Here is a 13,987-nt window from a genome sequence, read left to right as displayed (position 1 = left end):
AATTATAGAGCTACATACGAGTATTTTTGGTGAGCCAGATGACTTGGCAGGCAGAATGAAGGAAAAGCCTAAATTGCGAATTGACGCAGCAATAGATGGTAAAAAGGTAGTTGGATATAAGATAGGATACGCTCTTAATCGTGAGCAGTTTTATAGTTGGTTGGGAGGTGTGGATGCTGATTACAGGAACCAAGGCATTGCCTCTAAGTTAATGGAACAACAGCATCTATATATAACAGAAAGTGGGTACAAAGCAGTTCAAACACATACCAAAAACAAGTGGCGTAGTATGCTGATTTTAAATATTAAACATGGATTCGACATAATTGGAACTTACACTGATAACGAAGGAGAGCCCAAAATCATTCTTGAAAAAAAGCTAGTTGGCTAATTTTGAGTTAATAAAACCTTTTTAGTAATTTACTAAGTTATTTCATTAAAGGATGCAAGATTTAAAGTTCCAGCTGTCAATTCGGTGGCTTTTTTTATTCAGCTACAGGGCAGTTAATTGAATAAGGACTTGCTTAATAACCTCGTATTTGACCCAAATTGCGACATAACTCTAAACTAAAAAGCCTCATCATTATCTTGCATAATAGCGTCATTTAATAGAATAATATCCATTAAAATTTTTTCCCTTAAAGTTTCGTTGTTACATTTATAAATATCATCAATTAGTCGACCAATTTCTTTCGATAAAAGGAGTTTTATTTCGTTCATTCGTAAATTCCTCCCCTTAAAAGTGCAGATACTTATAATCCATTATATGTTACCAGGTCGAGAATTTAGACTTGCTAAGTTATTATTTCGTAGTTCGAGAAATAGCTGAAAAAGCGTTAAACAAAAAAATAAAGTGGCTTTGCCACTTTCAAAGAAAGAAAACTTTTATGGTTAGTACAGCATATGCTGGTGCTTGTATATGCATGTAGTGAACATGTCCATTAAAAAAATTAAATACATTTCATGATACTCAACTGAGTTAAAAAAGCACTGGTTATCGCATGTTATAAATTCAGCTGAGACTCAAAAACGAAACAAGGTAAGAACATTAAAGTTCTTACCTAGTTAAAGAAATAATTTGTTTCTTCTATCTAACCTCTCACGGTTACTTAAATAGCTGCTAGATAATAAAAGTATTAGCCGACTAAACTAGCACCAACAATAATTAATAGGATGAATAGAACGACAATTAAAACAAATGTATTTCCACCATTGTAATTACTCAATAAAAATCACCTCCTTATCATTGAGGTACTACATTTTATGTTAAAGGGGATTTTTTTGAAATGGACAAGCATGGAAAATAAAATAAATTGTACGCATAACTTGTTTAGTGTTTTCCTTGTTTAATTGTTTCATTTTCTCAATGTGGGTAATATATAAGGATGAATTCAAAAATGGTTAAAGTGAGATAGGAGGGAACTTTTTGGTTAGTCTACTTCTTAAAATGACGGTATCGTTTTTCGCTGTGATGAATCCGATAGGGAATATTCCAATTTTTATTTCCCTTACCAACGGATATTCTCAACAGCAAAAGAAACATACAGCAAGGAAAGCGGCAATCGTTTCCTTGTGTATCCTTACTGTATTTCTGGTGCTTGGCAACTTTATATTTTCTATATTCGGTATTACTATTCATGCGTTTCGAATTGCTGGAGGAATTCTTATTTTCGGAATAGCTTATAATCTTTTGCACGCAAAAACTTCAAACGCGCAGACACCGCATTCTGCAGAAAAAAAGGAAGCAGAAGAAAAGGAGGATATATCGATTACTCCTCTGGCGCTGCCTATTATGGCTGGCCCTGGTACTATTGCAACTGTTATGGCACACACAGGTTCCGGTTCCTTTGACATCTCCAATCTAATCCTTGTGTTTATTGGATTTGCGCTAGTATTAGCACTGTCTTATGTGCTGTTTTACTATTCAACTCCTGTTATTAACAAACTTGGACAAGGTGGTTTAAATGTTGTAACAAGATTAATGGGTTTGATCCTTGCTGTTATTTCTATCCAGATGATTGCAGAAGGTATAAAAGGTCTTTTCCCTCATTTGTAATACTTAAATAGCGGAATGAGTGTTCATAAGGTTTGCAAATTAGGCGGGACTTAGCAATATTCATATAACTTTACTCTATACTAATCTAAGTAATCTGAACTCTACTAAAAAGATGAATTAATTATAATAGCTATGACAATAGGCACTTTACGAATGTTAGGTGCTTATTTTATAGGTCGGGGGGTAGTTTAAATCATTTTTAACCTCAGTAATTCTAAAATGGCGTGATTACATGTGAACATTAAGTCGCTCATAAATTTTTATATCGAACGAAAATAAATAGACATTTTCTACAACTAACGTTCAGTTTAGTTGAATAAGGATTTAATACCAAAGATAGATATATCCCAATAAAAGATCAAAATATGTTATTGTTTAAATATGATTTATCTACGTTAGCAACATGAGAAAGGTGTGCAGAAGTTTGAACAAAAGAATATTTTTGATATTATTTACTGTGATTTTAATATCTGTATTTGTGGGTTGCGGAAAAATCACTGAAGATACTTCGTCTAAAAACGTGCAATCCGAAGCAGGCACGGCTTCTAAGACTGATGAAGCCAATAAGAGTACATCTGCCAAAGGCACTGAAAAACCAACGAGTAATAGTGAACCCAAAAAAAGTGTTCCTGCGTCTACCACTTTAAAGGCAACAGGTAAAACGGACGGATTTGATTACAGTAAATATACACTAATTGTAGTAAACGGCGGGGATATGTCAGGATATAGACAGCCGAATGTCAAAGTGGATGTAGGATTTGGAGAACGGGAATATTGGGCGTATACAAATGAATACGGTCAACTAATTCGTGTTGAGGCGAAAAATATAACACTTCAAAATCCGAATACTGATCATGTTTTGCCATCAGGTAGATATTACTCTGATGAAGCAAATGTTCCTGGTACAGAGAGTCCAACCTTGGATAAAGGGCATGTGATTGCTGACTCGCTTGGGGGAGTATCAAACGCATATAACATTACACCTCAGGACAGCATTCTCAATAGGCACGGCGATCAAGCTTATATGGAAAAAGTGATTCGAGATGCAGGAGGTTGTACTGATTTCGTAGCAGTGATTCAATATCCAAATACTCAGACGCAAACTCCTAACCATTATAAATTCACATACAAAATTCAGGGCAGAGCCATTACAGATGAATTTGACAATGTAAACCCAGATGAGGTGAACAAAAAATTAGTGAAAACGACGGGTACGAGCAGTACGCCACCCAAAACAGACAATGTACCTGTAAACGAAACGGAAAATAGTAATGAAGATGTTAGTAAAGTGGATACCAATCATAACGGAAGTGTTACGATTGCTGAAGCCAAAGCTGCTGGCTTTAAAATGCCAATTACGCGCGATTCATGGCTCTATAAATATATGGATGATCGAGATGGTGATGGTTTAGTAGGTGAATAAATGGGGTTATGACTCCCATGCGATTATGACTATTTATAAGTAGCTTGGTAGGATAATTCGATAAGGATTAATAAATAAACTGTATTGTACCTAATTAAGTGGATGGTTTTGGTGGAGTTTTAAACTAACGGTGCAAGAATTAAAGAGTGGAGCTGCCATATTGGTGGCTTTTTCTTATTCATTAGGAGCGATTCGTTATGTTTTCTTTCATGAATGTCACCTCATTCTTATTTTGTTACAATCCATTTATGGATAAACTGATTTAATGTCAAATTAAAAACTACCAATATATCCAAATAAACCAGTATCATAGTTTGATACTGGTTTATTTGGCGCTTTTATTTATGTGGTTGTTAATTTAGCATAGACGATAAAAAACAGGGTTAATTGTCCTATTATCACAATATTTGGTACTACTACAATCAAATTAATAACAAAAAAGACTGCTAAAATACCTAAAAACAAGTATAAATGATAAATTTTCAAACGGTGTTGTTTAAACCTGTATTGATGAAAAACAATTGTAGTTGACAGGAAATAGAGGAGTACAGAACCAAAAACAAAATATAGGATAAAAGAATAATGGGCCTCATGTAAAAATAATAGTCTAATGGATGCTGCAATCATACTCAAAGACATTAAAATAAAAAAATGACCGTAAATAATAATTTGACCGGAAGTTTGTCTAGATTTATCGAGTTTCTTTTCCATGTGATCGAAATATTGCCACCACATCGAAATAATGAGGATAAATGAAATGATCGCAAAGCCTATTGAATCCCAATTTCCTTGTTTAGGTTGAATAACCGCAAGAGTGCTTATAAGAGCTTCCCCAAAGAGAATAATGGTAAATAGACCAAATCTCTCTAACAAGTGGGCTGTATTTGTAGGAACCTTTTCTAAACACTTTCTTCCAAACAGTGGGACAATAATATCGATAAGAATTCCCAAATACAACGCAGCATATCGAATCCAAGAATCAAAAAAGACGGATAATAATGATATGACAATTCCAATCCAAAAATATCTTCCCAAAAAAAGAGCTACTTGCTTACGAACTCCCGTTTCTATCCGCTGGACAATTAGATATTGGATTGCAGTTACAGCCCTTAAGCCTATATAGCCAATTAAAAAAGAAAGATAATAAGGATCAAAATCAGCTGATAAGCTTGATGTCATTAATAGGACAAAAAACATTTGCAGGATTAAAAAGATTCGTTGGTGAAATAAATCTTTTCCAAATCGGTTAACAAAGATGGTTTGCCCTACCCAAGCCCACCAGATCGGAATAAAAATTAAGACAAACTTAACTAAATACTCTGCATGGATATGACCATCTTCAACATGAAGTAAAACATGAGTGGCAGCCGCAACCGCCGCCACAAATAACAAATCATAAAAGAGTTCTAGCCACGTCACTTTCTTTTCTTCCATTTTTGCACTCCCTTAATTTTTATATAGTTACTAGTATGATGGAAATATATAGTAATTGGAAGAGGAAATAATATAGACATAGACCATTTTCCAAGCATGCAAAACACGAGCCAATAATAAGAAAACTTATGAGAAATCCATACATCCTAGCTTTCAAAATAAACAATTCATCAAATTATATAGTCTGAAGATTAGGTATAAAGCCGCTTTTTCTGTTTTGGTACATTATGGTAACATAAGGTGATTTTAACAAAGGAGGAAATATATGATCAAGACAATAGGCCTTATTTGTGGTAGTTTACGAAAAAAATCTTATAATCGAATCATTGCTCAATCATTAACAGAGATGGATGATTCCCATCAATTTCGTTGGATCGAGATTAATGATCTACCTTTATTTAATGAAGACTTAGAAATAAGTATTCCAGAAACAGTGACATCATTTAAATCTGCTATCCAGGACGTTGACGGCATCATTATTGTAAGTCCAGAGTACAATTCTGGAATTCCAGGCGTATTAAAGAATGCATTGGACTGGGCATCAAGACCCCGGGAATCCGCTGTTCTTAGTAGAAAACCGGTTGGTTTAATTGGTGCAACTCCTGGGGGATTAGGTACTGTTTATGCTCAAATACAAATCAGAGAAATACTAGAAGCTATGCAAGCTCATGTTCTTCCATTTCAAAAAGTGCTGATTTCCAAAGTACATGAAAAGATCGATCCCGATCAGAAAGTGCTTACTGACGAACAAACAAAACGTTATCTTCAGCTTTATTTACAACAATTTATAAATTGGATAGATAAAACTCCTGCTTTAGATTAATAAAAGCATTTTTAAAAATTAGTGTAAATGTTTCTTCTGACTTTTAAGAAAATTATTGGCGTGTCATTAGTTTATAGAAAAACTAATATTAACAATCAGTTTAGTTATAAACCAATTGTAACAAACGAAGGAATTTATAGTATTCCAATGTTTAAACTTTCTTCGATTACTTAATTTTTAGGAGGAATACATAATGTCTGATCTCTATTCTCGTATTAATAAAGATGATGCTGTTGTTCTTTTAGTGGATCATCAAACTGGCCTTATGGCTGGACTAGTGCGCGACTATGGTGTTGATGAATTTAAGAACAATGTTTTAGCTCTTGCTCATACTGCTAAGTTTTTTGATTTACCAGTTATTTTAACAACAAGCTTTGAAAACGGACCTAATGGACCACTTATTCAAGAATTGGTTGATCTTTTTCCTAACGCACCAAAAATAGCCCGTCCTGGACAAATTAACGCTTGGGATAATGATAATTTTGTAAAAGCAATCGAAGAAACTGGTAAAAAACAACTTATCATCGCGGGCGTAGTTACGGATGTTTGCGTTGCTTTCCCGGCACTTTCCGCTATAAAAGCTGGGTATGAGGTATTTGCTGTTACTGATGCTTCAGGAACCTTCAGCAAACAAGTTGCAGATGCCGCCAATACGCGTATGGCACATAGTGGCGTGCAACTTATGAACTGGTTTAGCGTAGCGTGCGAATTACAACGCGATTGGCGCAACGATGTCGAAGGTTTTGGCAATTTGCTTGCTAGTAATCTTCCAGGTTATCAAAATATAATTGGAACCTATATGGGAGCTCAGCGAGATCTCAGTAAACAAAAGGCATAGATTTATTACTAAGACATAGGATATAAATCACTTTTTTAAAAAGTGGATAGCATAAAGATAGCGCTGATTTTATCAGAGCTCCTTTTTTTAATATAAGAAGTGTAGCCAGGATTTTATTTTTTACGATTACGGCTTAAACTAAAAAGCTTACGCCCGGTATTCCACCGGACTACAGAATGCATATTACCAATTGGATAAAATTTTTGAAGAAACAAGAAAGGTTATGAAAGAAGGTGGAAATCACAAACGGTATATGTGTCATTTGGGTGGAAGGGCCAAGCGACCGTATCTATATAAAACATTGGCTTGACTTATATTGTAAATCAAAGAAGAAACAGGGTCTTACAGAAGGGAAACATAATAGTTTTGTTATGTATGGGGGATCTTTACTAACGTATTATGATTACGATAATGAAGAACAAGACAGTGATTTAACCCAATTGAGCTGGTATCAACTAGTAGATATGCTTTTGTAGTGGCAGATAGCGATATATATTCTGATAGGACCGACTATAAAAAAGCAGATAAAAGGCTGATAAAGAGGGAGAGAGAAAGCGATAATTTTGGATTGTGGGTAACAAAAGGAAAAGAAATAGAGAATTATGTTCCAGATTCTATTTTTCTTGAAATCTTTACTAAAGATATAGTACGTAGGGTTGAAAAACCTTCTGCAGACCTATTAAATGGACAAACGTTTAAGGAAAACACCCCTTTCAACCCTTAATATGCTCATCTCTATACGGAATATATAGAAAAAAAATAGCTGATAGTAGTATTTTTAATAAGCCCAAAGTAGCAAAAAAGGTGATAGAAAAATGCAAAGAAATTGAGTCCTTAGATTTAGAAGAACAAATAGAAAAGTTATATAAGTTTATCATGATGGCTAATCTTCAGTCATAATTCATAGTAAAGAATTTTTTTAAAGCCGCCAATATATGGTGGCTTTTATTAGAATTGTACTTGTTCTATAAATTCCTCCAGCCAGTGTTTGCTTCGTGGTAAATGATGGTAAAAAGGATATTGTTTCTCGCCCCTGTAATCCTTTTACGTTGTGTGGTAGGGGTATCTAATGCTGCGGTCCTTCAAACCTAGAATAACTCCCTCAAGCGACAACTACGGGTTTAAGACCATCAATGTCCGTTCCACCTACTAAAATAAGAGTCTATTTATAAAGCAAAGAACATAAAATGGATTAGTTAATTGGATTAGGGAGGTAGGTATATTGGAACACTTTTTTACAGTGGAAATTGAGTCATTACTAGAGTTTCCAAATTTTAATATTTCTGAGGGAAAGTTTTTAACTGTGTTAGCAGAGGCTGAGCGATATTTCAAGGATAAACTTGAACATGAAAATATCCGTTGCAGGAAATGTCACCTCATAATAGGAAGGCAATTTAAATTAGGTGTTGTTGTTCCAAATGGATCACATCACCATAAGAACATGCATTTATTTGCGGCACACGCTATGTGTATTGATGAAAAATTAAATCAACCAGGGAACATTACTCCTGAAGGCGATATTGAAGTTGGTGCTTTAGAATTTCTTGCAGTGGAAAAAGATCTCATTAATTTCAAAGGAGATCTGGACTTTCATCTTAATATGATAGACATTGAAAAAATAAACGGCGAGTATAAAGTGTTGCTGAAATATGATAAAGCGGGAACAGGCAATAAAGAAATGCTTAGTCAGGCTGCGAGGACTCGATTCGAAGAGATTAAAAATATTGGCGGCACAATTAAATGCCCTATGTGTCAAAAAGGGTTTAAGACAGGACATGAGCGTTTTATTGCTTTTATTCCAAACGGACCTAAAAAAGATGCAAATATTGAGATGATCCATAACCATTGTGGGAAAAAATTTAGAAATTATGTGAAAGGAAGAAAATAAATGAACCTGTTTATACAGATACCAAAAGACAAGAGGGCTAAAAGAGAAGAATGTCGCCAACAGATTATATTTGCTGAACAACAAATGGAAGAGAAAATCAAAGAACATTCAGTTACTTGTGCAATATGTGATAAGTCTCTTAACAGTCGATTTCGATCGGCAAGTCGATTTAATAAAGAAAGTTACGAATTGCATTTACATCCTGTCCATGTAGATTGTGTAAAAGACAATGCAAGTTTAACAGAAGTTTTTGGAAGCGAAAAGAGTTATTACGATTTATCCTCTTTGGACTTGTTATTAATGTCAGGGATGGTAAATCATCTTACTGACTTAGAAAAGGAAGGGAAACTTCCTGATATTCCAGAGGTTGAAGAATCACTAGTGAATTTTCCTTCTCCTGAAACCATTGGTGAGCCCTTTTACACATTAATAGAAATGATTGATGGAAAAATTACAGGGAACGTCATTTCAAATTTTCATAACAATGAACAGATGCCATACCTTTATGTTTCTAAGGATATCGCAGTTCAGTCAAAAAAAGAGGGCAATCGAAATATGCAATTAAAGAATTACGAAGTTGCAGGTGTGTCTCGTAAGTTTCTTGATGGAATATTAAATAGTAATAAAAATATTATGGTTATAATGGACATACAGGGATCAAGAGCCACAGCTATATCGCATACAGGTGCTGAAATAAAGGATGCCATGAAAACTGGTGGTTGGTTGGATAATATTATTAAAATGCAAAATAAATGATACAAAACACCTGAAGGTACTGATCCTTACAATGAAGTACCTTTTTATTATCAAAAATTCTATTATCCCTAAAAGCTATTGTTATATTAAATTCTCTTTCCATTTAAAATTAAGTTAGTGCCGCTGAAATTTTGAATTCAGTGGCTTTTATCTGTTCAGTTCTTCTTTAACAATTTTTCCAGCTCTTCATATTTATCCTCATCAAGAGGAGAGTAATAAGTTGGGTGCAACGTATGAAACTCTGCCAGTCCATTTAGAAAGGAATGGGCTAAAAAAGCACCTACATATTAATCAAATGAAAGAAATAAGACAAAGACCATTTCCTAGTTGTATAACGAGTGGTCTTTGTCTTATTGACTTATATGAAAAGAATACTGAAGTTTTTCTAAAGCCTTTATCCAAGGATTCCGTTGGGAGAATGTTTAATAATTTGAAGTACTATTTATTATTCAATACTAGTACATTTTCGGCTTATCCCATTTAATAAATGAATCAGCAATGGTTAAATACTCATACAAATAGCTAATTTTAAGCCGATTGCTTTTTATTTCTTCTAGTTTGTTCTTCCTTTTCCTTTGATTTTGATTTTTTTGTTTTTGGAACCCTAAAGAATAGGATCAATCCTGCAATAAACATTAGAGCCCATACGATTGCAAATCGATTGCCACTAAAATAGATTCCTAATATAGGGATCAACAGTAATACGATACTTTTTCCATAATAATTTACGTTAGGGATTATAACCAACAAGACTGATAAAATCACAAGAACCGAAGGGATCATGTTATCCCCCAAAAAGGATTGATTCGTATAATTATCATAGAAGTAATAGGCAATTGATCCTAAAATGGCAAGTAAGGAAAGATAAAATCTTATAACCGAATTTTTATAAAAGAGAATCCAAATACCAATAAAATTAATTCCTACACGAATTCCAACTACATATAATATCTGCGTAAAATTACTATTAGGGACTTTCATATAGTCCCAAATGAATTTGAAATTGTAACAGATAACAGCTACTACAATGATTTTAAAGAGAAGTTTGACCCAAAACATGTCCAATTTCTTTTTCGTTTTCTTTTTTGACGATCGAAACCTAGCTGGTGAGTCTATTTCCGGTTTGTTCACATGAGCTGAATTTTTCTTTTTCCTATTCATAAATCTTTTTTGAAATCCGGTATCATCTTGTTCCTTTTCAGCTTCTAATCTAGTAGTAGAATCGCTTGGTTTATATTCTTGATCATCGCCTTTTTCAACATGTTGTTCTGACTCAGAATTAAAATCCAATTTGTGTTCACCTCAAGTATTTTTTTATCATTATATCTTATTTTGATAGTAGTAGTTACTAAAAGCACCTAGTAATAGTACCACAACTTTTGTTAATTTATTAAGGATATCCTCTGTGTTTTAAAGGACCCATCATTGGTTTCTCTAACCGAAGCGAATATGTGTTTGATATTAGAAGCGAAAAACTAGTCCAGGAATACTGATTCCTAAATTAATAAAGAATCATATAAAAGTAAAGAAAGATTAAATGATAACGCTTTAGCAGGAGTTTATAGATAAATGGAGAATACTTATTTTAATAGTTTATTTTCTGAAAATTATTAAAATAATAGATACCAAACAAGGAGTGTTTTCAATGTATTATGTACACAAAACAGGAATTTATCAGAACTCTGAAAAGAAGCGTTGGGAATACTGGTATGTTGGACCAAATGAATTAAGAATTCTAGTATCGTGGTTAAGCTGGACTGCATTTAAAGAATATGAAATATGGGAAAAAAACTGTTTAGTAGAAAAAGCAGGCTAGGATTTAAACTGATTTAAAGTTTTGTTCTAAGGTCATATACAATCACTACTACATTTACATATTATTTTTAGTGAAAACGGAGAATCAACAAATTCTCCGTTTTTTTGCTAATCACCTATTTATTAATCTAATCAACGTGCCTTGAATATATGATTCTCCCCTAAAAAATTGTAAATGGTACAATATACTAAAAATAATTCTTGAAAGTTACTGGTAAAAAATAGACAATAGAGTAGTAATTTGTTTTACAATTTATTGCAAAATACACTATTAATCTATATTGAAAGGGTAGGGTTATGGAAACAGCAAAGAGAATTGGTACAGAAAATGAACAAGCACGTACCCCGCGTCAGAAGAAATGGATTTTACTTGGGCTCCTTGTTCTTATACTCATTTTGGTAATGTTAAGTTTTGCATTAATTGAATTTAATAAAAGGGATTTAAAGAAGTTAGTATTTATGAATCCAACAGAAAAAACATTTATGAAAACAAAAACAGTGTCTGCTCGTGTGGTACAAAGTCATACTGACACGATTTATGTTAATGCATCAAAAGGATCTATAAAGGAGATTTTTGTAAAAGAAGGGGAAACGGTTGCTAAAGGTCAGCAGCTCTTTTCTTATGAAGGCTCAGCATTAACGGGGGAACTAGGACAAGCAGAAATAAATAAACAATTAGCAGAAACGAGTGCTCAACAGTTGAAAGACCAAATCACATCGTTAGAACAGGATTTACTGGAGGCTGAGTCTACTACTACACTTGGTTCTACTGACTTAACCAATACCACCCTTACAACCAATCTAACAGATGTGGGTGAGTCAGATCATATAGCTGATCCATCAATACTGTCACTTAAGGCTGAACTAAATACAGCAAAAGCTGACTCCCGTGCGGCAGAATTAAAGGTAGAAAAATATACGTTGGAGGCTGAAAAGCTCAAAGCCGAGCTCGATTCCTTAATTGTCTCTAGCAACACTGCAGGCGTGATTGTTAACTTGAACAAAAATGTAGGGCAAGGTTTCCAAGCAAAAGAAAATCAGCAATTAGCCATCATGGAAATCGCTTCTAATGATCCGTTTAAAATTGAAGGAAAGCTAACAGAAGCAGAAAAAGCGAAAATTACACCAGGCCAACCTATAACCGTAACTTCTAATGTAGTTGCCAATAAGAAGTGGAACGGGGAAATAACGGAGGTAAGTGATTATCCTACATATAAAGCATCTGTTAATAAGGATAAAGCTGCACAACATGGAAAGATTCCCTACTATTCTTTTAAAGCAAGTCTTGATTCACAAAAAGGACTCTATCCTGGCTACTCAACCTCACTGGACGTAGTTGTCAAGTCACAACAATTTATAGCAGTTCCTGAAACGAGCATCATAACGATTGGAAAAACCTCGTATGTATTTGTAGAAAAGAAAGGAATTCTACATAAACAAAAGGTAGAAACTGGTCAAAAAAGAGGTGAATGGGTGGCGATTCTTAAGGGGTTAAAGGATGAAGACAAAGTAGGAGTAAATCCATCCTGGATTGTTCACCTCGGTACATTCATTCACCTAAATTAAGCACTAATCAAGAAGAATTTAACAAGGAATATTTCGATTCCGTGGAAATGGAGGAAAACTCGTCAACTCCCAAGTGTGATTGACGGGTTTTTTTGTGTTTATCATATCTTCTAGCAAATGTTTCAAGCCAAGAGTACTCGGGTAGACATTCTATGACCTCGATGTTATTTTTTTACTGCGTTAGTACATTATGGGAGGCATGGTAGTATGAGCATGGAAAAAAGAATCGTTGGAACATTCTATTCAGAGCAAGAAGTCTTGTATGCGATTGAAGGTTTGAAACGTCAGGGGCATCGGGAAACAGATATGATGGTTGTGGCAAAATATCGAAGTGACATACCATCAATCACTTCTCGAACTGGTGTTCTGGTAGAAGCAGATATACAAGTGAGTACCTTAGCTGGTGTCATGATGGAAAGCTTTTTTTCCTTGATGACGGTAGGAATGGGGGGAAGCCCGTCAAATGCCATGTCCAGCAGGCTTATTGAGAGGGGACTACCAGTATTTACGGCAAAACAGTGTGAAAAGGAAATAAATAATGGAAAAATCATTTTGCTGGTTGATACGTATGAAACTTACAATAGTCCTATTTATGAGGATCAAATTGAGACCGAAAAAACAACAGCTGTCCGACTTCGTGAAGAAAAGCTTGATATTATAAAAGAGCGTGTCCAAGTCGGGGAATTACAGCTCCAAAAAGAAATAGTTGAAGAACAGCGTACTGTTTATGTACCACTTTTACGTGAAGAAGTATATATAGAGCGTCGTCCTGTCACTGATGGAAAGTATGATGGCACCGCATTTACAGAGGATGAAATCATTCGTATTCCGATAATGGAAGAACGAATAGAAGTAACGAAAAGGCCTGTAGTGGTTGAAGAAGTGATTGTAGGCAAACGAAAAATTCAAGAAACAAAGCAAGTACAGGATATTATTAGAAAAGAAGAAGCTCGAATTGTGGAACGTTCTGTCCCATCGGTTACGGAAGAAGCGACTTTGCTGAAGGCTGATATTGGGCAAGAAGAAGTTATAAAGGAAAGCCCAAATATTATAATAGTGGAAGGAAATCCCGACATTGAAAGCATAATGAAAGAGGAGAAAAAGGGAGAAACCCGCGAAAAGCGCACAGGCTCCCTAGTTGTTAAAGGAGATAAAAACAAACCAGAAGTATCTTCAAATAATAAGATCGAAGCGAACGGAATGCAAACAGGTCCTACTGTTATAAATGAAAGTGAAGTACCGATTACAGTAGCTAATGCGAAAGAAGAAATCCACAGTAACGAAAATTCTTTGAAAGAGGAAAATAAAAATCAAATAAAAAATAAGAAAAAATGATCATTGTCAGTGATTAAAATTGGATAGTCATACTGTAAAAAAAGCTGATTTCA

At 34.4% G+C, this 13,987-nt stretch carries 16 protein-coding genes; 12 read left to right on the top strand and 4 right to left on the bottom strand.

Annotation, left to right across the window (positions count from 1 at the left end; translation table 11 throughout):
* Positions 1–55: 55 nt before the first annotated feature.
* The gene (locus ACZ9EE_RS32080) at positions 56–391 is read left to right on the top strand and encodes a GNAT family N-acetyltransferase (protein WP_476032718.1); all 336 of its coding nucleotides are present in this window, start codon (positions 56–58) and stop codon (positions 389–391) included.
* Positions 392–567: 176 nt separating this feature from the next.
* Here ACZ9EE_RS32080 and ACZ9EE_RS32075 read toward each other — a convergent pair whose 3' ends face one another.
* Both ACZ9EE_RS32075 and ACZ9EE_RS32070 read right to left on the bottom strand, forming a co-directional pair.
* The gene (locus ACZ9EE_RS32075) at positions 568–720 is read right to left on the bottom strand and encodes a hypothetical protein (RefSeq protein ID WP_476032550.1); all 153 of its coding nucleotides are present in this window, start codon (positions 718–720) and stop codon (positions 568–570) included.
* Between the two features lie 416 nt (positions 721–1,136).
* Positions 1,137–1,226: a YjcZ family sporulation protein gene (locus tag ACZ9EE_RS32070; RefSeq protein WP_476032717.1), complete on the bottom strand. Its 90-nt coding sequence runs from the start codon at positions 1,224–1,226 to the stop codon at positions 1,137–1,139.
* 200 nt (positions 1,227–1,426) lie between these two features.
* Between ACZ9EE_RS32070 and ACZ9EE_RS32065 the strand changes: the two genes are divergently transcribed.
* On the top strand, positions 1,427–2,056 hold the full coding sequence (locus ACZ9EE_RS32065; RefSeq protein ID WP_476032716.1) for a MarC family protein: 630 nt from the start codon (positions 1,427–1,429) through the stop codon (positions 2,054–2,056).
* Positions 2,057–2,459: 403 nt separating this feature from the next.
* Positions 2,460–3,479 carry a DNA/RNA non-specific endonuclease gene (locus tag ACZ9EE_RS32060; RefSeq protein WP_476032715.1) on the top strand — a complete coding sequence of 340 codons (1,020 nt, stop codon included), beginning with the start codon at positions 2,460–2,462 and terminating at the stop codon, positions 3,477–3,479.
* A 342-nt stretch (positions 3,480–3,821) separates the two neighbouring features.
* Here ACZ9EE_RS32060 and ACZ9EE_RS32055 read toward each other — a convergent pair whose 3' ends face one another.
* The gene (locus tag ACZ9EE_RS32055) at positions 3,822–4,913 is read right to left on the bottom strand and encodes a low temperature requirement protein A (protein WP_476032713.1); all 1,092 of its coding nucleotides are present in this window, start codon (positions 4,911–4,913) and stop codon (positions 3,822–3,824) included.
* Positions 4,914–5,178: 265 nt separating this feature from the next.
* Between ACZ9EE_RS32055 and ACZ9EE_RS32050 the strand changes: the two genes are divergently transcribed.
* The 6 genes from ACZ9EE_RS32050 to ACZ9EE_RS32025 all read left to right on the top strand — a co-directional run bounded on the left by ACZ9EE_RS32050 (position 5,179) and on the right by ACZ9EE_RS32025 (position 9,218).
* A complete protein-coding gene (locus tag ACZ9EE_RS32050) occupies positions 5,179–5,736 on the top strand; it encodes an NADPH-dependent FMN reductase (RefSeq protein WP_476032711.1) in 558 nt (185 codons plus the stop codon).
* Positions 5,737–5,929: 193 nt separating this feature from the next.
* A complete protein-coding gene (gene ycaC / locus ACZ9EE_RS32045; protein ID WP_476032709.1) occupies positions 5,930–6,574 on the top strand; it encodes an isochorismate family cysteine hydrolase YcaC in 645 nt (214 codons plus the stop codon).
* Positions 6,575–6,807: 233 nt separating this feature from the next.
* A complete protein-coding gene (locus tag ACZ9EE_RS32040; protein ID WP_476032708.1) occupies positions 6,808–7,050 on the top strand; it encodes a hypothetical protein in 243 nt (80 codons plus the stop codon).
* Positions 7,050–7,298 (top strand): hypothetical protein, encoded by a 249-nt coding sequence (locus ACZ9EE_RS32035; protein ID WP_476032706.1) that lies wholly within the window; start codon positions 7,050–7,052, stop codon positions 7,296–7,298. Before ACZ9EE_RS32040 ends, ACZ9EE_RS32035 begins: the two co-directional genes overlap by 1 nt.
* 498 nt (positions 7,299–7,796) lie before the next feature.
* Positions 7,797–8,462 carry a hypothetical protein gene (locus ACZ9EE_RS32030; protein ID WP_476032704.1) on the top strand — a complete coding sequence of 222 codons (666 nt, stop codon included), beginning with the start codon at positions 7,797–7,799 and terminating at the stop codon, positions 8,460–8,462.
* Positions 8,463–9,218: a hypothetical protein gene (locus ACZ9EE_RS32025; RefSeq protein ID WP_476032702.1), complete on the top strand. Its 756-nt coding sequence runs from the start codon at positions 8,463–8,465 to the stop codon at positions 9,216–9,218.
* Positions 9,219–9,746: 528 nt separating this feature from the next.
* On the opposite strand, the gene ACZ9EE_RS32020 is transcribed toward ACZ9EE_RS32025, so the two are convergent.
* Positions 9,747–10,508: a hypothetical protein gene (locus ACZ9EE_RS32020; protein ID WP_476032700.1), complete on the bottom strand. Its 762-nt coding sequence runs from the start codon at positions 10,506–10,508 to the stop codon at positions 9,747–9,749.
* A 355-nt stretch (positions 10,509–10,863) separates the two neighbouring features.
* Here ACZ9EE_RS32020 and ACZ9EE_RS32015 point away from each other — a divergent pair, with 355 nt between their 5' ends.
* From ACZ9EE_RS32015 to ACZ9EE_RS32005, 3 genes are all read left to right on the top strand, one after another.
* Positions 10,864–11,034 (top strand): hypothetical protein, encoded by a 171-nt coding sequence (locus ACZ9EE_RS32015; RefSeq protein WP_476032698.1) that lies wholly within the window; start codon positions 10,864–10,866, stop codon positions 11,032–11,034.
* 296 nt (positions 11,035–11,330) lie between these two features.
* Entirely contained in the window at positions 11,331–12,599 is a 1,269-nt protein-coding gene (locus tag ACZ9EE_RS32010; RefSeq protein ID WP_476032696.1) for an efflux RND transporter periplasmic adaptor subunit, read from the top strand.
* A 207-nt stretch (positions 12,600–12,806) separates the two neighbouring features.
* Positions 12,807–13,934, top strand: a complete 1,128-nt coding sequence (locus ACZ9EE_RS32005) for a YsnF/AvaK domain-containing protein (protein ID WP_476032694.1) — start codon at positions 12,807–12,809, stop codon at positions 13,932–13,934.
* Positions 13,935–13,987 lie beyond the last annotated feature (53 nt).

The sequence above is a fragment of the Bacillus sp. URHA0034 genome (genome assembly GCF_056280405.1).
Note: the sequence above shows the minus strand (reverse complement) of the source record. Positions and strands in the feature narration are given on the sequence as shown.